Genomic DNA, 23,087 nt, shown 5'->3' on the forward strand with positions numbered 1-23,087 from the left:
GAGATCGATGAACCGGTTGTTTTTCCATGGATGCCAGAGCAAGCGTCTACTTCGATGATCCGGACGGACACTCGCTGGAATACATCTCGATTTTGCCGGAGGCGGCAAGGCCAGATATCCCAGGAGTTACAAGTTGGACTGAATGGCAGCGATCAACCGGAATTCTGACGTAAGTCAAGCTCGCAAAGTGGGCAGCCCCTCCATCGGGTAGTGCGAGGAAGGCCTCAAAGGATTTCCGACGAAGTTATTTGAGCGAGCGATCCTGAGATGGACGGGAACGTTGTTGTAGAGGAGACCCAATGCCGGTCGGTTTCACGGAAGGGCTCTCATTCGACCACACCAGGACGAACTGGACTGGTGACGGCCCTCGTCCGCTCTCCTGGACTGTGTGGTAACCGGCCGTCGACAGCGCCAACGAAACGCATGCGATAGAACAACCGATTTTCCGGCTGCATCCCATCGCTCCGGATGCTGCACTGAAGAATGCCGGGAAGGCTCGTCCTCTCGTCCTGCTGTCGCACGGCAGTGGCGGCGTCACCTTCGGTCTTGAATGGCTGGCACATCGCCTCGCGCAAAGCGGATACGTCGCTCTGGCCGTAAATCATCACGGACATACGGGCGTCGAAGCATACCGCCCAGAAGGCTTCCTTTGCCTTTGGGAGCGAGCGGCTGATCTGACAGCGCTCCTGAATGATCGGACCTGGCGTGTGAAGCTCGGCGGTCAAGTTACCGATCACGCTTTCGTCGCAGGGTTTTCAGCCGGTGCCCACACTGCAATGCTGATTGCGGGGGCGCGTGTCTTGTACTCGCATTTCGAACCGGAAAATCCGGTCAAAAGTCCAATCCGGGGACCGCGTGAATTTCCTGATGTGGCTGACCATCTTCCTCGCCTCATTCAGGAAAACGAAGTCTTCAGAACGTCATGGAACCGCAGACGTGATGACTTCAGAGATGATCGGGTCAAGGCCGCCCTCGTTCTTGCACCGGCCAGATCAGTGGTGGGATTTTCGCACGACAGTTTGCGTTCTATCTCCAGGCCCATCCATGTTGTCTCAAGAGATGCAGACTTGATTGCCCCTGCAGCTGAATTCAGCGCGTGGCTTCATAGGCATGTACCTGACAGCAAGTTCAGTATCCTCAAGGGAGGCGTCGATCACTATGCTTTCCTCTCGGAGCCGACAGAGCAAGGCCTGCGATTGATCCCTGATTTCGAAATGGCAGAAGGGCTTGATCGACGGACGTTGCACCATGAAGTGGCGCATCTCGCTATCGAATTTTTCGAATCGGTATGAATTTGGTGAGGCTCTCAGAAATAGTGTCGAGGGCGACATCAACGCGCGCCCTATGGTTTTGTGTTTTTTCCTAATTGCCACTCACCTGTCGCATCCGCCTCGACGCGCTTGTTGCCGCGATAGAAGATTGGTAGTCCGGTCTTCTTGTCCATCGAGAAGCGGCTGGGCGCATATTTTTCGTGCTCACGGCCATGGATGGCAAGGCCGAGCGCTTCCCTAAATTTACCGGCCTTGCACAGGCTGATGAAGAGAGTTTGATCCATCGTCTGCTCCAGTTCCTTTCACATCTCATGGATTGCCTGACAGCGTCAGGTGATTGGGTCAACCGCTAATGAAGATTCCTATCAACACCGTTTTGCCCACACTGGGCGGCCGTTTTGCGCCGCTAGTGGCGGACATGCCTGAGAGCGCGTCGGCCTCCGGATGAATCGTCGAGACGAGTTCAGACCGTCGCCAAGAAAGTTGCAATATCCGACCGGCTCGACAGCCTTAACTTTTGAAACGGATGATCCTCGAAAAACCGTTCATGGCCGTCGAAGGAATTCATGTGGTTTTTCCTGAGGCGGTAACCGCGCGTGTATTCCAACAATTCCTCGAACTGCACCTCCGTCCCACCACCGGTTTGTCCTCGTTGCAAGAGGTTTGAAGTGCACTCGCTATCAGAAACATCGAGCCAGATAAGAGTATTCACACGCGGAAGTACCTGCCTGAGGATCGACCCGTAAATGCCCTCCATAACCCAAGAGGTGCTATCCGCAGCCTCTGCCACCAATCGGTCACGTTCATCGCGCGGACGCTCTCCGGCAAAATTCGGCATCCAATGGAGATCATCGAGATGAACCGCTGGGATTTGAAGTCTATCGGCTAGCTGCTCGGCCAGCCAGGTCTTGCCGCTTCCGCCATTACCCATGATGAAAATTCTGTCCATCACTCGTTCCATTTCACTGAAGGGTAGATTGGTGATGAGCTATGCCGCCATTGATGTGGCTGGATTGGCCGATTGCAAGCGGTCGCGGCATGGCCCCAAGGCGCAACTCACATGAAGAATGTTAGCAGGTGCCAAAACGACGATAAACATTTATCCCCATAATCTATAATTATAGTTTGGTATTTCTCTTCCTTGCCTTTCTCCGACGCTACGCTTTGAGCGTGAATTTCTTCGGCGCGAAGGCCAGGGCAAAAAGGGGCATCACCATGAATATCAAAAATCTACTGACCGCAGTCGTGATCGGCGTCGGCAGCCTGACCATCGCAGCTGCCGCTGCTGATGCAGCGGACAGGAAGGTTGTCGTCGCTTATCAGACCGACGCCCTTCCCTCGTCCGTGGCCATCGCCAATGGCGACTTTGCGAAGGAGACCGGATACGATATCGACTTCCGCAAATTCAATTCCGGCGCCGAGATCTTCGCCGCCATCGCCTCCGGTGACGTACAGATCGGCTATGTCGGCTCGAGCCCGTTTGCAGCTGCGGCCTCACGCGGGCTGGAGGTCAAGGCCTTCTACCTCTCGTCGATCTCGGGCATCGACGAAGCGCTGGTCGTGCGCAACGACGCGGGCATTGAAAGCCTTGATGATCTGAGGGGCAAGAAGCTTGCAGCAGCGCCGGTTTCCACCGACCATTATCAACTGCTCGCGCTGATCAAGTCACTCGGCCTGTCCGAGAGGGATGTTCAGGTCTTCGCAATTCCCCAGCCTGAGATCGTTGCGAGCTATAACCGCCGCGACATCGACGGCGGCTTCGTCTGGGATCCGGCGCTGACCGAACTCAAGAAGAACGGCAAGGTGCTCGTCACATCCAAGGATGTCGCCGACAAGGGCGCGCCGACTTTCTCCGCATGGGTGGCGACATCGCAATTTGCGGCAGACAATCCCAAATTCCTGAAGAGCTTCGCTTCGGTCATCACTAAGAACTACGCGTCGTTCGCAGCCGACAAGGCGGCATGGGGTCCAGATAGCGACAATGCCAAGTCGCTTGCCAAGCTCCTGGGCGGCACCGCTGAACAGCAGGCTGCGGCTCTCAAGAACCTGACGCTTTTGACGCCAGAGGTGCAGGCGTCCGACGCCTGGCTTGGCGGCGGCGAGAAGTCTGGCGCGGCGAAGATCCTCAAGGACACCGCAGCCTTCCTGAAAGAACAGGGCAAAGTGTCGGAGGTCCTGCCGAACTACGGCCACTTTGTTACCGCCGACGCGCTGAACAACGCCACGAACTGATCCCTCCCTGACGCTGGCGCGCAATCCGGTGCGCCGGCGTCGAACCTTATGGAAATGACAGATGCTGAAAGTCGATCGTGCCAGCGTTTTCTTTGCGGCCCGCGATGGCCGAACCGTTCATGCGCTGGATCGGGTATCGTTCGATATCCCCGAGAGCGGTTTCGTCGTCGCGCTCGGCGCTTCGGGGTGCGGCAAGTCCACCCTTCTCAACGCCATCGCAGGGTTCCTTCCGCTCTCGGAAGGAGCGATCACACTCGATGGCCGCGCCGTCCAGCGCCCTGGCGCCGATCGCGGCGTCGTATTCCAAAAGGATTCGCTTCTTCCATGGACGTCCGTCGTCGAAAACGTGGCTCTCGGTTTGAAGTTCGCTGGCGTCAAGAGGCAGGCGCGAAATGACCTAGCATTGGAATTGCTCCGCCTCGTCGGCCTTGCCGAATTCGCCAAATCCTTTCCCTACGAGCTTTCCGGCGGCATGCGCCAGCGCGTCGGAATCGCGCGTGCTCTCGCGACCGATCCGGACATCCTGTTGATGGACGAGCCCTTCGGCGCGCTCGACAGCCTGACGCGGGAGCAGATGCAGGAACTATTGGTTTCTGTCTGGGCGAAAACGGCCAAAAAAGTCTTCTTCATCACCCATTCGATCGAAGAAGCGTTGTTTCTCGGCACTCAGGTCCTGTTGATGTCGCCGCGGCCGGGCCGCGTCATAGCTCATTTCGATCTCGACTTCGTAAAGCGCTTTGCCGAAACCGGCGATGCCCGCTCCATCAAGGCCTCGCCGGAGTTCGCGGAGTTACGCGAGGAGATCCGCAGCATTCTTCATCGAGGCGACGATTTCAGGAGCGCCGCGTGAGCGAGGTAACAGATACATCATCACTCGCCACGGCGCTTGCGAGCCCGCAGGCCAAGGTCGTGAAAATGGCGAGTTTCGGCGTCGGCGAACAGCCGACGGTTTCGATCAGCATCGCAACTGGGGTGGCGATTGTCGGTCTCTGGTGGCTCGTCTCAGAACTCGGTCTCGTTCCAAATCTTTTCCTTCCGCGGCCTGACGAGGTCCTCACTCAGATCAGCGTCGTCTATCGCGATGGTTATGCGGGTGCGTCCCTGTTCGAGCATATTCGCGCCAGCCTGTTCCGCATCGTCGTTGCCGGGATCGTCGCGGTTGCCGCGGGTATTCCGCTGGGGCTGCTGATGGGGCTCAATCGTTGGGCAAAGGGCATTCTCGATACGCCCATCGAGTTCTACTGGCCGCTTCCTCCCCTCTCCTATCTACCTTTAATGATCATCTGGCTCGGCATTGGCGAGACATCGAAAATCACATTGCTGGTGCTTGCGATGTTCGCTCCCATCTGCCTATCGGCCCAGGCCGGTGTCCGCTCCTTGCCGATCGAGCGCGTCAACGCGGCCCGCTCGCTCGGTGCAAGCCGCCTGCAGCTTTTCATAGATATCGTACTGCCATCGGCACTCCCTGAAATTTTGACTGGAGTGCGAATCGCCGTCGGCATCGGCTGGGGAACCCTTGTCGCTGCCGAGTTGATCGCCTCCACACGCGGTATCGGCTTCATGATCATGTCGGCCTCCCAATTCCTCGCAACCGACGTCGTCTTCGTTGGCATCGGCATTATCGCCATCTGCGCTTTCGCATTTTCCGCCGCGATCCGGTTTTTGGAGGCTCTGCTGGTGCCTTGGAAGGGGAAACTTTGATGAAGCATAGACGGACAGCGGGTGAGAAAGCCACGGAATGACAGACGATATTCCGGATCATTCTGACCACCCGTCACAAAAGCGCTGGCCACGAGCGTTCTGGCTCGCTTGGGCGGCATTGGTTGCGCTGCCGGTCGTTATCATCTGGATTTGGGCGGATTAGTTTTCAGAGAGCTTACTGCCTTGGCGGCACTCCCACCTTAACCGACCTCAAAAACGCAGGAATTGACTGATGGTTCACAGGGGTCAGATTGTATCCGCCGAGAGCTGCCGCAGGACGCTTGCGGGGTCTGCATCGCTCACGCTGCCGCTGGAAATATGGATGCGGATAACCGGAGCTTGTGGGCAATCGTCGCAAGGAACGCCGGTGGTCGCCGGATCGACGGTGCTGCGCAGCCGCACGTAACATCCGCACAGAGCGCGGCGCGAAGCTCTCGGGCCTTCGCTCGGTGCCCAGGCTTCCGGGACCAGGCCGGCTCCAAGCAGATGCGCCAGCACCGCAGCATCGATCTTGTCCGTCTTTGATCTTGGCGTTGGCGATCGCCCAGGCATCAACGCCGATGACAGCCGAGGGATCCTCATGTATGGTCACCGCCCGGTGGGGTACCGGCACTCAGTAGGACTTCGGCCCGGTGCACGGTTCAATGGTAGCATGCGAGTTGGGCAATGTGGGAGTTCGCGGATGCTTGAGTTGTTGGCCTTGGAGCCCGAATGCTTCTACTGGGCGAGACGCAGGGAAACCGGAGGCGCCTGGGAAGTCGTGCAAATTTCAACAGTTTTCGGCGCCGGCCGCGACTATTGGACCGTTGCCAGAACCGGATCGGATGTCCACCACATGATGGACGACTTCGAATTTCTGGCGCGGGTTGCCTTACCGGAAGCCGATATCATTTCTCTATCGCAGGCCGCCGAGTGAGCATCGAATCGTAGCAAGGCGACGGCGGCCGGCGTTGGCTCCATCCGAATTTCGTCCGCCCCCCAGCGTCTATAGCATGCCGAGCCTACCGAACTGGCCGGCCGGCGCTTGGCTGCGATCGGCGACGTGAGCGATGATGGGCAACGAAACCGATCTTCCCGCCGCGAAAAAGGGTACGCTTGCTTGGCGTATCGCTGTCCTCGCCGGAACGGCGGGCTTCTAGAACGGAACCGCAGTTGCGGCTGGCGCTTTAGACCGCCAGCATTGGCTGAACAGGAGAGGGCGAAGGACGCCTAACCCGGAAAGTCCCTGCCGGTGAGCGCAGATTTCGTCTTCCGGTACCAATTCATCGAGCCGGGCCATGCGTTGACCGCGGGTGAGAAACACCTAATGGCATCAACTGAAAAGAAGCAGGGAAGTAGCTCAGGCAAGGGCGAAAAGAGCGCATCCAGCTCCTCGCCCTCGAAGTCTTCTTCGTCCGGAAAGCAGGGCGGTTCTCACGAACAGCACGTCAAAGCGGGTCAGCAGAGCCACAAGACCTCAAAGTAGCCACTCACCCGATGGAGTGGAGCCCGCGGTTGATCCGCGGGCTCCCAGCGCCAGCCTGCAACAATTTCTATACCGACGATAGGCACGCGGCGGCGACTTCACCATGTCGCCGGTTGAGGTGAGCGGCTCGACCATCGCCCAGTTGAACGGCACCTGCGGCAACACATTCGTCGAACGGCTGCACGTTCCAGCCACCGTAAAGATTTGGCTTTCAGGCTGCATTTTACAGCAGCTCTTCGACGCCGGATCGACTGACCCCATGACGAGCAGGCCTCTGGACCTCTTTATTATCGTGCACGCAACCGCCCTCCACACCCCGCTATCACCGCCGGTGATCAGTTGCTCGTCGCGACGAGGTCCGACGCGTCGCAGCTGCGCCGCGGCCCTTCCCATGGTTGATACGTATTGTCTTCCGGTCGATACGACTTGTATCGAGCGGCGCACCGGGCTGCCGCCTGTGTATTCATTTTCGTGCCGACGCGTTCATTAGCTTCGGCGACAATTCGATGGAACGGCGAAAAGCACTCGCGGGTCTCACCGCTATAGGATCGATAGCTATTGGTCGCGGGATTGAAGGAGCGGTAGCGTTCCGCACACCAAGCAAGGTGTTCGGTCGAAAGTTTTGGTTGCGTTGTCTGACGTTCGGTTGACGGGCGAGCGGAATCCGGCCTCGATCTTGAGGTCATAGTCGCCGAGGCTTCGGTGACATAGCTCGAATAGAGAGGCGGAATTCGTTCATAGCGCTGCTGCCGAGGATCGACTTTCACCGGCCTCGTCGTCCATAGATCACCGGCTGCAAGGTCATTGAAAGCATGAGGTTCGGCACCCCCCACGACGTGTGACGCGACAGATGCGGCGGCTACGCACGCCCCGACCGAGCTGACGATTCCGAAAACAATGGATGCGATGGCTTTCATCTTCCCGACCCCCTGCTATTGAGTCTGTGGAACCAGACGCGCCCGGCGGTACTCCTATGTCGGCCGCTGGTGGCGAAAGGCGCCGCCGGAATGCCGGCACTTGCCAGCAGGATGGCGAGCGGCACGGTCAGATCACTGGATTTCTCTTCGGAATAGATCATTGTTCCTTCTCCTCGGCCCTGGCGGCGGAGGGCACCGCCGGGGGCGGCCTTTCGTGACCGCTGCCAACGAACGACCTGGGTAAGGGGTCGTTCCACGCCCCAGGACCTCAGTCTGATAGACCCCGGCCTTTGGTCTGAAACCCACTTCAATGTGCGTTGCTGGCGCTATTTGCGGATCGTAAGGCGCTGCGGTCGCGGACACAGGCAGGAGATCGAAGGAGATGGCATGATCCAACCGCCGGGAAGCTGGACGCAGGCGCCTGGCGATGCGTCTGCCGCAGATGCGGAAAGCTGATAATGGGAGCTCGCGACCTGTGGAAGTTCGAGCTCTTCGAGCCCTCCAGATGGAGTCGAGTCGCGCGACTCTCTTCCGGGGCGAGCATTCAAATTCGAACCTGGTGCGCACTGGATCCTTCTGTTGGGTTTGACGCAACCGAACTCTATGACACGACGATCATTCCTCGAGCCCTTTGTCGACAGGCGCCATCGAGCTTTCGTTGAGCAATTGCGAGATCGCGGTGACCAGCTGCGCGAGGGCGAATGGCTTCTGAAGCATGACACTCTTCGGAACACCTTTTGATGCCCACTCGGCGGAACTGTCCCCACTCGTGTAAACGACAGGCATCCCCGGCGCGATTTCGCGCGCAGCGCGGGCCACCTCCCAGCCGTCCGGCCCGTCTCCCAACCGGATATCGGAGATCAACCCTTGCACGGGCCGATCGGCCGCGCCCAGATACTGTATGGCCTTCCTTCCGTCAGATACCGTATGCACCTCGAATCCCGCGTCGGTGAGCACGTGTTGGAAGACCTGCAGCACCGAAGCGTCATCATCGACGAGCAATATTGTGATCGGCTGCATCTGGCATCCCTCGGAAAGCAAAGACTCGCTCGGCAACGCGCGATAGATGAAACGGTTCCACTGAACTGTCGTATCGAAATGCGAGCGCAGGGCGGCGTTTGCTGCCCTGCGCTCGCATCCATCCGCGATATTCGGTCAGAGCGCCTTTAGCGGGTGTCCGTGGCGACAAGAAGCCCCGCGACTCTTGCCAATTTATCGGCGCTTGCCGAACAATCGAGTCTGTCCATCTAAGTTCACGGCTCGAAATCGAACAAGAACAATGGAAGAGGTATGGAAAATGCGGATAGAGCACGCTTTCCTTTTCGATCTCGACGGCACTCTAGTCGACAGCGTTTACCAACACGTCCTGGCCTGGAAAGAAGCACTCGAGGCCGAGAGCATCGAACTATCCATCTGGCGGATCCATAGAAAGATCGGGATGAGCGGGGGACTATTCACCAATCAGTTGCTTCGAGAAACCGGGATCGAGATTACTGACGAGAAGAACGAACGGTTGCGTCAGCTTCATGCGGCCGCGTATCGCCGACTGGGAGCGCAAATAAAACCGCTGCCTGGGGCGAGCGAACTGCTTCAATGGCTTTCGAGTGAGAATATCCCCTACGCGATTGCAACAAGCGGCCGTATGGAGACGGCCGCAGTCAATCTAGCGGCACTTGGCGTCGATCCGGGATCGTTTCCCGTGATCACACGCGATCAGGTGAAATATGCCAAGCCGGATCCGGATCTATTTGTCGCTGCGGCCGAGGCCTTAGGGGTTGCGATCGAAAAATCCATTGTTGTCGGGGACAGTATCTGGGACATGCTGGCGGCTACCCGATGCAGGGCGCTCGGCGTCGGGTTGTTGAGTGGAGGCTACGGTCGCGAGGAACTCCGGGATGCTGGAGCGATCCGGGTATACGAGGATCCTGCCGATCTGCTCTATCATGTCGACGAAGTGGGAGGACGGCGATAGGTAGATCTTCCGCCGCCGTTGGCACCTCACCTAGGCAGATCGCAACAGCTATTATGTTGGCGATGTTAGTGGATACACGGACGCCGGACATATCAGGACGAAGCGCTCATCGCCTGATTTCCCCCGGCGCAATCAATGTTTGTCATCCGGCGCTTTGACGTCGAGGAAGCTAATACTACAGTTGCGTTTTATGCCTGTTTTTGTAGTGCGCGCTCATTGCGGAGGCTTGATGTTTTCGTCTCCAGAGTGACCATGCGAGAACGAAGGCTGTCTTGATCGGGGGTCGCAGTAGGAGCCGTGTGATCAGATAGCGGATCTCTGCGACGCTTGGTAGAAGCGCGAGTTTGTTGGTCAGGCGGCGATTGGCTGGTTTGGACTCGTTTCGTTCGGTTTGCCACCGGCGCTTCGGCGCAGATCGGAACCCAACTTGGCGAGGAAGGCTGCAGCCGCCATGACGAGCGTCATGTGACGGTGCCAGGCATGCCAGGAACGGGCCTCGCAATGGTCAAGGCCGAGATCATCCTTGGCGCGCTGGAAGCATTCCTCGATCGTCCAACGCAGCCCAGCAGCACCTGCCAACTCGCAAAGCTCGGTCCCGGCAGGCGCAAAGACAAAATAATAAGCGCGGTCATTTGGCTCGCGCCGGTTGCGGCGGATCAAGAGCCAGCGCTCCCATTGTGGATCAGGGCGAGCGCTGAGAGGAATGCGAGCCCAGTCATAGAGCCTCAAGCCTTTAGCCCCTTCGCCGGCGGCATGGCTGTGCCAAGCTTCTGGTTTCAACTCATCGGCCATGGTTTCAGGATCGGTTTGCTCTATCCCCTGGTCGCGAACGAAGCGCAGGCGATGATTGGAGCGCACCGCCAAAACATAAGGCTGGCCGCGGCCTTCCAGCATCCTGCGTAGCCGTGAATCCGAACCATAAAGTGCATCGGCCAGCACCCAGGCACAGGGTACGCCGGCATCGAGTGCCGCCGCGATCAGATCACAGGCGATCTCCGGCTTGGTGGCAAAATGCTGCTCTTGTGGGATCTGCGCAGAAGCACGCCGCACCTCATCGTCAGCCCAGGCTTTCGGCAGATACAGCTGCCGGTCGACCAGGGTTTGGCCATAGCGGCTTGCATAGGCAAGGAAGACACCCACCTGACTGTTCTCAATTCGGCCGGCAGTCCCGGAATATTGCCTTGCCACCCCCACCGAATGCTCGCCCTTTTTCAGGAACCCAGTCTCGTCCACCACCAGAACGCCGTCTGCATCCCCCAGAGCCTCCACCGCATAAGCCCGAACGACATCGCGCAAAGCGTCAGCATTCCAATGGCTGCGCCCCAATAGCGATTGCATCCGATAAGGACGCTCCAGGCCAGCCTGCTCGGCCATCAGCCAACCGGTCTTGCGCTCCACCCCCGACAGCACGCCATCAAGAAAGGCACCACTCGATAAGCGCAATTCACGGCGACGAAAAACCGGCCCCAGTCGCTCCTTCAATGCATCGAGCTCGCGTTGCCATGCCAGTACCGATCCAGACCAGCTTGCGACGGACATGAAAATTCCCTCCAGCTAAATGCCAAGAGTGAATCATGATTTCATGTCAAACGCAACTGTAGTTAAAGCGTGTCGCACTTATTCCGCCTCATAACCTGCTGCTCTGAAGAAATTCAGGCATTCCTCGACGGAGAAGATGCCGACAATCTCACCCAGGGCTTTTGTTATTGCATCGAAGCTTCGTGCGGCGCGTTTTCGCAGCAAGGTCTTGAGCTTGGAGAATGCCATCTCGATGGGGTTGAGGTCGGGTGAATAGGCCGGCAGGAACAGCAGCCATGCCCCTCGCTCCTTGACCAGTTGCGCAGCGCGCTCGCTCTTGTGAAAGCCGACATTGTCGAGAACGACGACATCGCCCTTCGACAATGTCGGGGCGAGTTGGGTTTCGATCCAGGCTTCGAAGATCCGCCGGTTCATCGGTGCATCGACGATAAACGGCGCGGTCAAGCCGTGGCATCGCAGTCCGGCGATGAAGGTCTGTGTTCTCCATTTGCCGAATGGCGCATGGGTCCGATAGCGCTGGCCTTTGGGGCACCATCCGGTGCGCTTGGTCAGTTTGGTGCTGGTCGAAGTCTCGTCGATAAAGATGAGCCGGGCCAATGCTTTGTTGAAGAAGCGCCGGCGTCGCTTGATCCACAGGTCACGGGCGCGCGCGATATCCGGTCGCAGTTGTTCGCTGGCCATGAGCCTTTTTTATTGCTCAGCCCAAGCCGTTGGAGAAACCGGCCAATCGTGGCACGATGGACCATCACACCGCGTCCGGCCAGTTCGACACACAATTCGTCCAGCGTCACATCGCCATTGCCGGCAACACGCGCGGCAATCCACTCGCTATGCGCCGTCAATTTACCGCCGCCTGGTGCATGACCCTGCCTGGCTGGCGCGACAGAGCCCTGGGACCGGTGCAGAATCATCATATTGTTGACGAACCGCGGCGAAACCCGGAAATGCCGGGCTGCTTCACGATGGCTATTGCCTTCCTCTACAAACGCAACCACTCGCACACGCAACTCTATTGGATGCGGCTTGCCCATGGTCGCCCTCCTTCCATGGCCAAGTGAATCACAATTCAGCCTTCAATGGAATCCTGAATCACGTAAGCTGCGACACGCTTTAGCCAGACCATCGTATTCTCGTTCATCAGGCAAGACCCGTTTGGTTCTCGCCCGTCGTACATCTCATTGCAGCCTAAGTGGCTGTCATCGACGGGACCGCCGGTCCCGTGATCAAGGGATTTTCTGGATTCCACCCGAAGACTTTCGAGGATTTCCTTGCGGGAGTGGCCGTGAGTATAGAGGTCTACGACCCGCGTCACAAAGCCTTGATGATCTGGAGAAATTTTCAGCTCATTGAATGCATCGGTGATGATCGCCTGGAGTGCTCGAGGTCGTCAACATCAATCGCGAAATCACAAAGCACGCCCAATTCCCACTCCGCAGACAAAGGCAGGGAGTGTCAGTCATCTCCCAGCCGGCCCTAAGCGGCTACACCGAGCCATGATAGCGCGAATGCGTCCAGGATCTAATGAAATTCCGGGTACCTCAAACCAAGGGGCGACGCTCCTCCAAGCGGCCTCTCGGAACACAGGGCGAGGTATTTAACGGCATAAATATCGGAACTCCGAGCTGCTTTGCACATTTATGAAGCAAGTACGCCGAGCAAATACGCGAATACGCCGCTCACTCTCGCTCGGTTTCGGGCGGCAAAATCTGTGACGTCCTCCCAAACCCGCCCGTAACTCGGGCGGGTTTGGTTTGGCAAGCGACATTGCCAGGACGAAACAATCGTTCAGCGGGTGCGTTTGTTTCGTCATCCCGTGGGTGCGGTTCAGATTGGTACACCGGCCGGCCATTCGCCCGCGCAGCCTCGGTGCTCGGTGTATGTATCAAGCGTCATCGTGAACTGCTCCGTTGGCGACACGCAAATCTGGTCCGCCAAGGGTTGTTAGTTATTCTCCATACTAACGTCGGGCGGGCCACCTTCACCCCGCGAACATACGGTCTAGCCCGGACCAACGATGCGGAGCCGGTGCGCCATCGCAGCCGCGGCGCCGCGGCTGGGGACGGAGAGTTTGCTCAAGATGTTGGAGACATGAACGCTCGCCGTTTTCGAGGAAATGAATAGATTGTTGGCGATCTCGCGATTGCTCTGTCCCGCGGCGACAAGCCGGAGCACCTCGAGTTCTCGATCCGTCAGGCCGAGGGGTGCCTTCCACATACCGCCGTCCTCCCCATCTCGTAGCTCAACGCGGGCCTTCGCGGCGAGGGCCGCGATCTGGCTGCCCAGGAGGCGCGCGCCGATCAAATGGGCAAGATCCGCTCCTCGCCGGAAATGGCTCGCCCCCTTCGCGCGCTTGCCGGCATTCACTGCAGCACGACCGGCCTGCATAAGGGCATATGCCTGCCGGAAGCGTTGGCTCAAATCAGCCCAGCTTTGGGCGACCGCTTCCCAGGCATCGACGTCGGAAACCGTCGCGCGTGACATCTCGGCTGCTATGCCCAGCTTCTCAGCTTGCTCCACCGCGTTACGACACTGTGTCCGGGCGGCAAGGTCCGCGAACTGCAGGGCGACATCATTCTGGTTCGTATCAATGGCCACGCGCATGGCCGAGGCCAGGAGCGGCCAAGAGACGCCTCCTTGCTTCTCCAAATGTGTCGGAGCGGATCTTATCAAGATCGCAGACTGATCCATGTCGCCCGCTAGCGCTCGGCTTTCGATATCAAACCTTAGAAGATTGGCGGCCATGCGGCTCGCAACCTGGGGCCCCGGTGGCAGACTGCGTAAGGATCTTGCCGCAGCGGCAATTCGATCCGCATCGCCCAATACCAAGGCGATTTCCGCTTGGCACTCGAAGACATGAACAAGTCCCAGCGGCAACGGATCCAAGGCCGCCATCCGTTCGCACGTCTCAATGGCTTCGGAAACGCGGCCCATGGCGAGGTAGGCGCGGCACAAAGGCGAAGCCATCATCGCCCCGATATATCGGGCCTGGCCGAACTCGACGGTCCGCGCAAAGATCGCCGGTCCGACCTCGATAACCTGAGCGTATTTTCCTGTGTCAAGCAGAGCTTGAAGCAGTGCCGCGCCCGCCAGCACCTCGACCCGGCCGATGGAGACCTGCCCTGCGCGCGCAGCCACGCTCCAATGGGCATCGATGCGAGAACTGTCCGACGCCAAGTCCGACGACGCTTCGACGATCAGTGCCTCAATGCGGTACTCCTCGTCATCGAGCCTCTCCGACAGATCCTTCAGTTCGTCGCCTAAGCGCCTGGCGCGATCGAACTCTCCCCGCAATATCAGCGCGCGGGATAGCTGTCCCAGCCCGTCCGCGCGCAGCCTTGTGGGATCGAGCGCATGATCAAGCGCTCGCTCAAGATCGGCGATCTCGCCTGGGATGAGCGCGTGTTGACGCATCACAGCGCGCTGCAGAAGAAGCGCCGCCAGCTGCTCGCCGTCGCGGTCGGCATCCACTTCGGCGAGTGCGCGTTCTACAAAGGCCAGGCCCTGTTCCGCTTCCGCTGCCCAGCAGGCGGCATCGGCAGCGAGTTCCAACACCTTGCAGTGATCCGCGCCGATCAATTCAGTCGCCTGATCGACCTCGGGCCACGCTGCCAGCACGAGCTTCAGCATCTCCATCTGGTCTGAATAGGCGAAAGCGGCAGCGGCTTCCGCCGCAGCATGCCAGGCCCATCTCAGGCAATTTTCGGCTTGGCCGGCGCCGTACCAGTGCCGTGCGAGCGCAACGGAATGCCAAATACGATAGCTTGGAACCGGACCACGCTCGAGCACGTCGGCATAGGCGCGATGGATGGCCACCTTTTCGCCGGCGATCAAGTCACCCCGCACCGCTTCGTGGATCAGTGCATGGCGGAACCCATATCCATCCCCATCAGGCACCAGGATCCCCGCCAAAATCGCAGGACGCAGCAGTGCGGCCAACTCAAGGTCAGGTTTGTTGGCCACGTTGCGAAGGAGCGCATGGGTCATGTGCGGGCCGCCGAGCGCCACCACCTTTAACAGTTCGGCCGTCGACGCCGGCATGTCCCTGACGGCTCTCAGCAGGTAGTCGTTGAGCGAACCAGGAAAATCTGTCCGCAAGCTTCCACTCGCATCGATGAGTGCCTCTGTGAACAGCGGGATTCCGCAGCCCCGCGCGTGGACCTCGCTGATCATGGCAGGTGTCGGCGGGCGACCGAGGAGCCCCTCAAGCTGCGAGGAAACCTCCGCGCGGGTAAGGCGGGGAAGCTTCAACACTTCAGCACACTCGTGAAGGGAGAGGTCCGCGATGGTCGTCCGCAGTGCGTTGATGCCGCTCGTCTCCTCGGGTCGATAGGTGACGATCAGCATGAGCCGAATTTTCTTCAGCCGCGTCGTGAGGAAGCGAAGCAAATCGCAGGTGGCCTGGTCGGCCCAGTGAATGTCTTCGATGACCACGACGAGTGGCATCTCCCGTGCCAAATCCTCGAACAACCTTCGCAGCGCCTCGAACAGCCGCGCTCTTGCGATGCCCGCATCAAACCTTTCAGCGGTCTCGCCAAATTCGGGAAGAAGCCACGCCAGTTCTCGCGCACCCTCGGCGCCGACAAGCGACCTGGCCGCCGGCCCGCCGCGCAGATGAACCAGTTCATGCAGCACAGCCGTTACCGGCGCATAGGGCAATGCCGATTCCCGCTGCTCAATGCACCCGCCCTTCAGGATCAGGGCACGGCCTGCGAGCCGGTCGGCGAACTCTTCTACCAGCCGGCTTTTTCCGCCGCCTGCTTCTGCCCCGAGAAGAAAGCAACGTTGCCGCCCGCCAGAGACATCTCGAAAAACGGATTCCATCGAATCGAGTTCTGCTGCACGGCCTGCGAACCGCGACCTTCTGAGGGATGTCGACACAAAATTCTCCGATACGTGGAGTTCGAGATTAGCAGAGATGGAGACATAGTCATCCGGTGTGCCACGGACATCAGCAGAGTAGCGATGTGCCGATCTGCAAGCGCCGGCGATGTTAAGGCCCGCCGAAACTCCTACCAGAAGATGCCGACGCGCGGGCGGGCCAGCTTTCAAAGCCAGAAGGGCGATCTGATGCAGAACGCTCCGCCAACTCGCTACCGCTCAACACCGAAGAATAAGTCGGTCCGACCGAATCATCCTCCTATCCTCCCAAAAGTGTGTTTCAAGCCAGTCGTACTCAAAATGCCCGATGCGGCACCCCCTACCTTAGCCACAATATGGGGAACATGCGGACGTCGAGTGATGTTCGCGAGAGTTTCTGAAGCGTCCAATGCGAGCAAATTAGGAAGTCGTCTATGACATGCGTCAGCAACGCACCTGAAAGCGTACATCCCGACCACCGCAACCTGATTTGCTCTGCCGTGGCGAGACGCTTGCTGAGCTTACGGCTTTCGCCGTCAGCCAATAAAAATGGACATTGGAGCGGAGGCATAGGCCGGCGCCTTCCGCAACGGAAGTCCTGTCTCTGCGCGACGGCGGGATTGTCGCGGCCGAGGTCTATGTCGGCAAGTCGTTCCGCATGAGGCACTGGCCGGTGGCTTCCTCAACGCAACCCAACGGGAGTGATCGAGTAGGCTCCTAACCGGCAGGCTTTTTGGACCATGGCCATATGAAACGAAGGAAGGATCGGTTCGATGAAACTCTTCTATGCACCCGGATTTAGCAGCATCGCCGACCACATCGCGATGCTAGAGGCCGGGCTTCGGTTTGATCTCGTCAAAGTGGATATCTTGACCAAGCAGATCGAAGGCGGCGGCAGCTACACAGACATCAATCCCAAAGGGTACATCCCGGCCTTGATGTTTGATGATGGAGAACTCTTGACGGAGAATGCCGCGATCCTTGCCTGGGTGGCGGATCGTGCTCCGAACCTGGCGCCGCGCGGCGAACTCGGCCGGTACAGGCTGATCGAGATGCTGAGCTTCCTCGCCAGCGAGATTCACAAGCGCTTTCCCATCTATTTCTCAGTGTCCGAGGATCCGAAGGCGGTCCTCCGCGAAGAGATTCTTCAGCGCTTCGGCCTTCTGGCCGGCAGGGTGGAGCGCGAGAACTATCTCTTTGGCGAGAGCTTCAGCGTGGCGGATCCCTACCTCTTTATGCTGGCGCGTGGCGCACAAGAACTCGACTTCCCGCTTGCCAAGTGCTTTCGCGATTATGTGGGCCGCATCGAGACGCGTCCCTCCGTACAGGAGGCAGAACGACATGAAGGTCTCACCGAAGCTACTTTCCCTCGATCGTGATTCAGGAGGAGCGGAAATGAATCGGTCGGACCTCGCTTGGCGAGAGAAACCCGCGTCATCACCACAGAGTTCAAACCAATGGGAGGACAGGATGCAAAAAGGTCAGCGCGTGATCCGCTGCAGCGGACTGGAAATCGCCACGGAAGCGTTCGGCGACCCGGCGCACCCGCCCGTAGTTCTGATTATGGGCGGGATGGCGTCGATGTTGTGGTGGCATGAGAGCTTCTGTGTGCGCTTGGCCGAGCAAGGTCGCTTCGTCGTCCGCTATGACCAGCGCGACTCCGGTCTTTCGACGAAATATCCCCCCGGTCGGCCGGGCTACACCTTCGACGACGCCGTCGATGACGTCTTCCGCGTACTCGACGGCTACGGGATTTCGACCGTCAATCTCGTCGGCTTTTCCCTCGGGGGTATGGTCGGCCAGGTCGCCGCACTGAAGAATCCGGAGCGCGTGCTTTCCCTGACGGCGATCAGCAGCTCGCCCGTCGGGGTGGACCAATCGCACTTCCCTCCGAGCGGCGAGGCCTGGATGGAACACATGACCGTGGAGGCGGACTGGTCGGACCGGGCAGACGCGGTCGCGTACCTGGTCGAGGACGCGCGCCTGACCGCGGGGACGGCACATCCGTTCGACGAAGCCGGGACCCGAGCCTTCCTCGAACGGGATTTCGACCGGTCCGGAGGCTATCTCAGCGCCACCAACCACAGCGTCCTCTTTGAGGTGGGCGACACATGGCAGGGCCGGCTGAACGAGATGAAAGTGCCGCTTCTCGTCGTTCATGGCACGGCCGATCCGGTTTTCCCGCTGGCGCACGGCGAGGCACTCGCGGGAGCTGTAGCGGATGCGAAGTTCGTGACGGTCGAAGGTGGCGGCCACGAAATTCATCCCCATGATTGGGACGAGATCATTTCTGCCATCGACGAACATGTCAGAAGGCGAACGTCCGTCAAGTGACCGAGACAAAACCAAGTGAGGTGGAGATGTTGGATCGTGCTGACTTCTATGACGCAGAATTAAAGCGGCACAATGGGCATTTGCGCGCCGCCGCGAGCGTTGGCGTACGTGACCGCGTGCTCGATATCGGTTGCGGGGCAGGACAATCGACTCGTGAGGCCGCCCGTGTCGCGGTGCAAGGCGACGCGCTCGGCGTGGATACGTCCCTGGAGATGATCGAGGTTGCGCGACGACGTTCCAACGAAGCGGGGTTGCGAAATGTTACGTTTGAGCAGGGTGATGCCCAGCACCACGCATTTCCCGCTGCCAGCTTCGACCTCTGCATCAGCCGGTTTGGCGTCATGTTCTTTGCTGATCCGGCGGCGGCGTTTGCCAATGTCGCCCGCGCGATGCGTCCGGGCGCGCGCCTTGTATGGATGGTGTGGCAGAGCCAGGAGCGCAACGAGTGGTCTGGTGCCATCAGGCGAACCCTGGCCCCGGCAACCGTGGTTTCCGCAGATGCTTCCATGCCGTTTTCACTTGGCGATCCCACCATCACCACAGAACTTCTGAGCACGGCCGGCTTTGTTTCGATCGATTTTACCGACGTGCGCGAACCGGTCTTCTATGGGCCAGACGTCGATAGGGCGTTCGACGCGCTCATCGAGCTCTATCTTGTGAAGGACGCGCTCGCGCGAACCGATGAAGCGCCCGACAAGGCATTGCAGCGACTGCGCGATTTACTGGAGGCGCATATGACCACGGAGGGCGTACTCTTTGACTCGCGCGCGTGGATCGTAACCGCCCGCAGGGTGTGAATCGGAGCCGAAGGTTGACTGACGAATGGGCGTCCTCGTCGCTGCATGTGCGTTTTGGCCGCCACGCCTCGTCGCGGACGAAGCCGTTCTATTCATGCTCCCTGTGGCGCGAGACCTTCTCGCGGTTTCCGCAGGTCCGCATGCTGCACCAGCGGCGCTTGCCGCCGCGCGACGTGTCCAGGAACAACCAGCCGCAACGGGGGCAGGAATGCAGCCTTTCGCGCGGCAAGGTGAAGTAGCCTTCGATCGAGAGCATGGCCAGAAGGGCGGTGACGGCTTCGGGGTCCCGCCACCGGGCAAGGGCGAGGTCGGGTCTTGTGCCGTTCAGTCCGACTGCGCCGCCGGCAAGTCCGCTTGCTGCGCATTCGAACAGGAAGCCCAACGCTTCCGTCGCGGGCGGCTCTTTCGCGGCAATCGATCCGAAGATCCGAGCCGATGCCTCCCTTATCGCATGGATCCCTTCCACGAAAGGCTCGCCTCCTATCCCGGCGACCGCTTCGGCCTTGCGAGCGCCGGCAAGCCCGGACGCCTTGAACCAGTTTCCGACATCCCGGGCGGATTTGAGCAGCTCGTTGTCGGGCTCGGGCACCCTCCGGTTGAACACGGCGTTCGCTAGGTCGAGGGCGGGATGCCCGCCGATAAAGTGCTCTTCTACCCATTTCGTCTGCGTGCTCGCCACGGAACATAACCTCTTTTTGCGTGTTATCCGGTTACAAGGTTCGTAACCGCTATTATAGCGTTATCCGGTTTCGAGGCCAGACTATGCTCCTGTCAAAGCGTGAGAAGGAGAAATGAGAGATTCGAAACCATCGCCACAAGACCCGCCATGAAACCGTCAATGTCCAAGGCTTGGACATCTTCTACCGACATGCTGGAGACCCGGACATGCCGGCGATCCTGATGCTGCATGGCTACCCGACTTCGTCCTACATGTATCGCAACCTCATCGAGCCATTGGCAGAAACCGCCTATGTCGTCGCCCCGGACCTGCCCGGTTTCGGCTACTCCTCCGCGCCATCCGCCGATGCTTACGACTACACGTTCGAGAACATTGCCGACACGATCGACGCGTTCCTCGCTGCCCTAAACCTCCAGAGGTTCTTCCTGTTTGTCCACGATTTCGGCACGCCCGTGGGCTATCATCTCGCGACGCGCCGGCCGGACCGCATCCGTGGCCTGATCGTCCAGAACGGCAATGCCCATGACGAGGGGCTGGGGCCAGGTTGGGACGCTCCGAAGGCGTTCTTTGCCGATCCCACCGAGGAAAATAGGGCCAAGCTGCCCGACTGGATGAATTTCGAGACAACCCGCTACCAGTATATCGGAGAACAGCCGGAGCGCCTGATGCGTCTCTATCCTCCAGAGGGCTGGCATCTCGACTGGGAGCGCCTGTCACGGCCCGGAAACATCGACATCCAATTTAAGATCTTCTCCGACTACGGGTCGCACATCGCGCGTTTCCCGGCCATCCGGGCCTACCACCGCGAGCACCAGCCGCCGTGCCTTCTGCTTTGGGGCAGGCACGACCCCTTCTTTGATATCAACGAGATCATGGCATACAACCGCATCCTTGATGCGCTGGAAATCCACGTCTTCGAAAGCGGACACCAGCTGTTGGAAACCCATCACAGAGAATGCGCGGCTCTTGTGAGCCGCTTCATGCTCGACGTGGACGCGGCGCGAGCTTAGATTCCTCCAAGTGACGTCATCGCGAGCATGACCGTGGCGCGCATCATCGGTTTTTCTGGATTGGCCTACCTGCCGCTCCAGATGGCCGAACCAGCGCTTGATGACCCCCGCCAGTGTGAGACCGGTGCAGCTTTGAGGGGAGCGGTGCGTGATCGATCTGCGGAACATCAGCGAGCGTGCCGTCTTTAGCTGGCATCCACGATCCAGGAGGATATCCGCATGCCCAAATTCATCACCATCGGATATGGCGATCAAGCGGGATATGACCGCACTGAACCGGCTGTCCGCGACAAGGCTCACGCGCATGACAAGGAACTTCAAGCCAGAGGGGTCCTGATGGGGATCGCCGGCTCCCCGGTTCAGGTCCGAAACCACGATGGCGCGAAAATCGAAACGACCCAAGGGCCGTTTCTGCAATCGCCCCTGCCACTCGCCGGCTTTGCCGTCATCGAAGCGGACAGCCTTCAAGACGCAATCGACATGGTTTCGTGGACGCCCTGCGCTGTCGCGCAAGGGGTCGTGGAAGTATGGCCGTTGGAGCAACCGAAGTAAGCCGCGGGTCAAGCTGACTGCACATCGCTATTGGGAGGCAGGAAGAATGTTCGTTGTTCTGGGCGCAACAGGTCACATCGGATCGGTCGTTGCCGAAACCCTTTTGAACGAAGGGCATGAGGTTACCGCCGTCATGCGGGACACCGCAAAGGCGGCCTCTCTGACGTCAAAAGGCGCGCAGATCGCCGTGATTGACGTAGGCGATACGCCAGGACTTCGCGCTATGTTTCGCCGCGGTCGTCGCGCATTTCTTCTCAATCCCCCGGCGCCCATCGATATGGACACCGATGCCGAGGAAAATCGCACCGCGGCAAGTATCGCCGAAGCCGTCGAGGGATCGGGTCTGGAGAAGGTCCTTGTCGAGTCCACCTACGGTGCACAGCCCGGCGACGCGATCGGCGATCTTTCCGTGCTCTGGAACTTCGAAACAAGTGTCGGCTCCTCCAAAAGTCCGATGGCAATCAATCGAGGCGCGTATTATTTCACCAATCTCGACATGCTTCTCGACGGCGCCCGGGAAGGCACGATCACGACGATGTTTCCGCCCGACCTCAAGATTCCGATGGTCGCGCCTTGCGATCTAGCTGCCGCCGCCGTCAGGCGTCTGACAACCGGCCTCGATGACACCGGCATTCGATATGTCGAAGGACCGGAGCGGTATTCGTTCGACGACATAGCGATCGCCTTCGCCAACGCTCTCGGTCATGCCGTCACCGCAAAAACGATCGAGCGAGCGGACTGGGAGACGAGTTTCCGGGGGATGGGCTTTTCAGAGACCGCCGCGCGAGCCTATGCCAGGATGACGGCCGCGACGGTGGATCGTCTCGAACTGCCCCAATCTCCTTCGCGAGGATCAATCGGTCTCCAGACCTACATTTCTGAACTGGTAAGATCGCCGGTCTCTTGAGGGCAACTAATGTCTCAGATGACGGGAAGGGGTTTGATGCGATCCTCTCAAGGACGTCATGTGTTGCCGGATCACTCAACATCGCAACCCGTCATACCCACCCAGACATGACCAAAATTTTAGAGGGAGGACTTAGTCGACACCGGCGTTATGCCGTTAATAACCAAAGAGGCGCTGCCCTGATCCCGCACCTCTGTTCCTTGCCATTAATGGCTGACGCATGGCATTCAAGTCCGAGAAGCAAAGCGGCCGCGAAGGACCGCTTGCCGCGCAAGCAGACATTGCAACGCGCGGAGCATGGCGCATGCTCCGATTGCTCGTCTGTCAGGCAGGCTCACACACTTCAGGAGGACTCATGTTCGACCACGTTAAATTCGGAGCCACCGACTATGCGGCGAGCAAAGCGTTCTTCCTCAAGGCACTTGAACCGCTCGGCGTTGCGGTTGTCTCGGAAGGACCGCCGACCTACGGTGTCGAGCTCAGCTCAAAGGGCAAGGCTTCATTGTGCATATTCAAAACCGAGGAAACGCCGGCGCATCTTCACTTGGCATTCACTGCCGATAATCGCCAGCAAGTCGAAGCTTTCTATCGCGCGGCTCTGGAGGCGGGTGGCAAAGACAATGGTGCGCCTGGTCTGCGCCCGCACTACCACGCTAACTACTATGCAGCTTTCGTTATCGGTCCGGACGGGCACAACATTGAAGTGGTTTGCCACAAACCCGAGGCCTAGCCCTTCCATCGAGAGCGCTCATGACCGGGCTTTGCTGACTTGCGACCGCCCCCTACACCTCGTCGACGGCGTCGCGGTAGCGTGACCATTCACCTATCTCTCGCCCATCCCGCGCCTGCATCGC

Annotated in this window: 22 protein-coding genes and 2 pseudogenes; 14 read left to right on the forward strand and 10 right to left on the reverse strand. The window is 59.2% G+C overall.

The genetic code is table 11. From position 1 onward, the window contains the following. Window positions 1-554 precede the first annotated feature (554 nt). Window positions 555-1,292, forward strand: a complete 738-nt coding sequence (locus QA644_RS31455; protein WP_349254146.1) for a hypothetical protein — start codon at window positions 555-557, stop codon at window positions 1,290-1,292. Between the two features lie 50 nt (window positions 1,293-1,342). Here QA644_RS31455 and QA644_RS31460 read toward each other — a convergent pair whose 3' ends face one another. Both QA644_RS31460 and QA644_RS31465 read right to left on the reverse strand, forming a co-directional pair. After that, on the reverse strand, window positions 1,343-1,555 hold the full coding sequence (locus QA644_RS31460) for a hypothetical protein (RefSeq protein ID WP_194730540.1): 213 nt from the start codon (window positions 1,553-1,555) through the stop codon (window positions 1,343-1,345). Window positions 1,556-1,734: 179 nt separating this feature from the next. After that, window positions 1,735-2,220: an AAA family ATPase gene (locus QA644_RS31465; RefSeq protein WP_283072991.1), complete on the reverse strand. Its 486-nt coding sequence runs from the start codon at window positions 2,218-2,220 to the stop codon at window positions 1,735-1,737. A 266-nt stretch (window positions 2,221-2,486) separates the two neighbouring features. On the opposite strand from QA644_RS31465, the gene tauA reads away from it, so the two are divergent. From tauA to QA644_RS31480, 3 genes are all read left to right on the forward strand, one after another. Further along, window positions 2,487-3,503: a taurine ABC transporter substrate-binding protein gene (gene tauA / locus QA644_RS31470; protein WP_283072992.1), complete on the forward strand. Its 1,017-nt coding sequence runs from the start codon at window positions 2,487-2,489 to the stop codon at window positions 3,501-3,503. 61 nt (window positions 3,504-3,564) lie between these two features. Next, window positions 3,565-4,353 carry an ABC transporter ATP-binding protein gene (locus tag QA644_RS31475; protein WP_194730537.1) on the forward strand — a complete coding sequence of 263 codons (789 nt, stop codon included), beginning with the start codon at window positions 3,565-3,567 and terminating at the stop codon, window positions 4,351-4,353. A 65-nt stretch (window positions 4,354-4,418) separates the two neighbouring features. Then, window positions 4,419-5,204, forward strand: coding sequence for an ABC transporter permease subunit (locus QA644_RS31480; protein WP_349254147.1), 786 nt, complete (start codon window positions 4,419-4,421; stop codon window positions 5,202-5,204). 381 nt (window positions 5,205-5,585) lie between these two features. Here QA644_RS31480 and QA644_RS31485 read toward each other — a convergent pair. After that, window positions 5,586-5,732, reverse strand: a pseudogene (locus QA644_RS31485) (IS110 family transposase); the annotation flags it as partial. A 154-nt stretch (window positions 5,733-5,886) separates the two neighbouring features. Here QA644_RS31485 and QA644_RS31490 point away from each other — a divergent pair. Together QA644_RS31490 and QA644_RS31495 are read left to right on the forward strand one after the other, a co-directional pair. Continuing rightward, on the forward strand, window positions 5,887-6,120 hold the full coding sequence (locus QA644_RS31490) for a hypothetical protein (RefSeq protein WP_283072994.1): 234 nt from the start codon (window positions 5,887-5,889) through the stop codon (window positions 6,118-6,120). 149 nt (window positions 6,121-6,269) lie between these two features. Continuing rightward, a pseudogene (locus QA644_RS31495) lies at window positions 6,270-6,374 on the forward strand (DNA polymerase IV); the annotation flags it as partial. Window positions 6,375-7,004: 630 nt separating this feature from the next. Here the strand turns inward: QA644_RS31495 and QA644_RS31500 are convergent. The 3 genes from QA644_RS31500 to QA644_RS31510 form a co-directional block, all read right to left on the reverse strand. After that, the gene (locus tag QA644_RS31500) at window positions 7,005-7,586 is read right to left on the reverse strand and encodes a BA14K family protein (protein ID WP_283072995.1); all 582 of its coding nucleotides are present in this window, start codon (window positions 7,584-7,586) and stop codon (window positions 7,005-7,007) included. Beyond that, a complete protein-coding gene (locus QA644_RS31505; RefSeq protein ID WP_194730532.1) occupies window positions 7,583-7,747 on the reverse strand; it encodes a hypothetical protein in 165 nt (54 codons plus the stop codon). Before QA644_RS31505 ends, QA644_RS31500 begins: the two co-directional genes overlap by 4 nt. Window positions 7,748-8,201: 454 nt before the next feature. After that, window positions 8,202-8,606, reverse strand: a complete 405-nt coding sequence (locus tag QA644_RS31510; RefSeq protein WP_283072996.1) for a response regulator — start codon at window positions 8,604-8,606, stop codon at window positions 8,202-8,204. A gap of 277 nt (window positions 8,607-8,883) precedes the next feature. Here QA644_RS31510 and QA644_RS31515 point away from each other — a divergent pair, with 277 nt between their 5' ends. After that, window positions 8,884-9,558, forward strand: a complete 675-nt coding sequence (locus QA644_RS31515) for an HAD family hydrolase (protein WP_283072997.1) — start codon at window positions 8,884-8,886, stop codon at window positions 9,556-9,558. 351 nt (window positions 9,559-9,909) lie between these two features. Here the strand turns inward: QA644_RS31515 and QA644_RS31520 are convergent, their stop codons facing one another. From QA644_RS31520 to QA644_RS31530, 3 genes are all read right to left on the reverse strand, one after another. Beyond that, window positions 9,910-11,097, reverse strand: a complete 1,188-nt coding sequence (locus QA644_RS31520) for an IS701 family transposase (RefSeq protein WP_283072998.1) — start codon at window positions 11,095-11,097, stop codon at window positions 9,910-9,912. Window positions 11,098-11,175: 78 nt separating this feature from the next. After that, window positions 11,176-12,128, reverse strand: a protein-coding gene (locus QA644_RS31525) for an IS630 family transposase (protein WP_283072999.1) whose coding sequence is annotated in 2 segments (ribosomal slippage) — window positions 11,176-11,783 and window positions 11,783-12,128 — 954 coding nt in all. Because the reading frame shifts where the segments join, the coding sequence is not laid out codon by codon here. Window positions 12,129-13,095: 967 nt separating this feature from the next. Next, entirely contained in the window at window positions 13,096-15,975 is a 2,880-nt protein-coding gene (locus QA644_RS31530) for an AAA family ATPase (RefSeq protein ID WP_283073000.1), read from the reverse strand. A 752-nt stretch (window positions 15,976-16,727) separates the two neighbouring features. Between QA644_RS31530 and QA644_RS31535 the strand changes: the two genes are divergently transcribed. The 3 genes from QA644_RS31535 (at window position 16,728) to QA644_RS31545 (ending at window position 19,085) form a co-directional block, all read left to right on the forward strand. Beyond that, window positions 16,728-17,333: a glutathione S-transferase N-terminal domain-containing protein gene (locus tag QA644_RS31535; RefSeq protein ID WP_283073001.1), complete on the forward strand. Its 606-nt coding sequence runs from the start codon at window positions 16,728-16,730 to the stop codon at window positions 17,331-17,333. 91 nt (window positions 17,334-17,424) lie between these two features. Next, on the forward strand, window positions 17,425-18,288 hold the full coding sequence (locus QA644_RS31540) for an alpha/beta hydrolase (protein ID WP_283073002.1): 864 nt from the start codon (window positions 17,425-17,427) through the stop codon (window positions 18,286-18,288). A gap of 26 nt (window positions 18,289-18,314) precedes the next feature. Next, window positions 18,315-19,085, forward strand: coding sequence for a class I SAM-dependent methyltransferase (locus QA644_RS31545; protein ID WP_283074065.1), 771 nt, complete (start codon window positions 18,315-18,317; stop codon window positions 19,083-19,085). A gap of 88 nt (window positions 19,086-19,173) precedes the next feature. Here QA644_RS31545 and QA644_RS31550 read toward each other — a convergent pair whose 3' ends face one another. After that, window positions 19,174-19,764 carry a CGNR zinc finger domain-containing protein gene (locus QA644_RS31550; RefSeq protein WP_283073003.1) on the reverse strand — a complete coding sequence of 197 codons (591 nt, stop codon included), beginning with the start codon at window positions 19,762-19,764 and terminating at the stop codon, window positions 19,174-19,176. 119 nt (window positions 19,765-19,883) lie between these two features. On the opposite strand from QA644_RS31550, the gene QA644_RS31555 reads away from it, so the two are divergent. The 4 genes from QA644_RS31555 (at window position 19,884) to QA644_RS31570 (ending at window position 22,963) form a co-directional block, all read left to right on the forward strand. After that, window positions 19,884-20,774, forward strand: a complete 891-nt coding sequence (locus tag QA644_RS31555) for an alpha/beta hydrolase (RefSeq protein ID WP_283074066.1) — start codon at window positions 19,884-19,886, stop codon at window positions 20,772-20,774. 219 nt (window positions 20,775-20,993) lie between these two features. Beyond that, the gene (locus QA644_RS31560; protein ID WP_283073004.1) at window positions 20,994-21,326 is read left to right on the forward strand and encodes a YciI family protein; all 333 of its coding nucleotides are present in this window, start codon (window positions 20,994-20,996) and stop codon (window positions 21,324-21,326) included. 46 nt (window positions 21,327-21,372) lie between these two features. Then, on the forward strand, window positions 21,373-22,233 hold the full coding sequence (locus QA644_RS31565; RefSeq protein ID WP_283073005.1) for an NAD(P)H-binding protein: 861 nt from the start codon (window positions 21,373-21,375) through the stop codon (window positions 22,231-22,233). 355 nt (window positions 22,234-22,588) lie between these two features. Beyond that, the gene (locus QA644_RS31570) at window positions 22,589-22,963 is read left to right on the forward strand and encodes a VOC family protein (RefSeq protein WP_283073006.1); all 375 of its coding nucleotides are present in this window, start codon (window positions 22,589-22,591) and stop codon (window positions 22,961-22,963) included. The last annotated feature ends 124 nt before the right edge of the window (window positions 22,964-23,087 follow it).

The organism is Rhizobium sp. CC1099, from assembly GCF_029714385.1.
GTDB lineage: Bacteria > Pseudomonadota > Alphaproteobacteria > Rhizobiales > Rhizobiaceae > Rhizobium.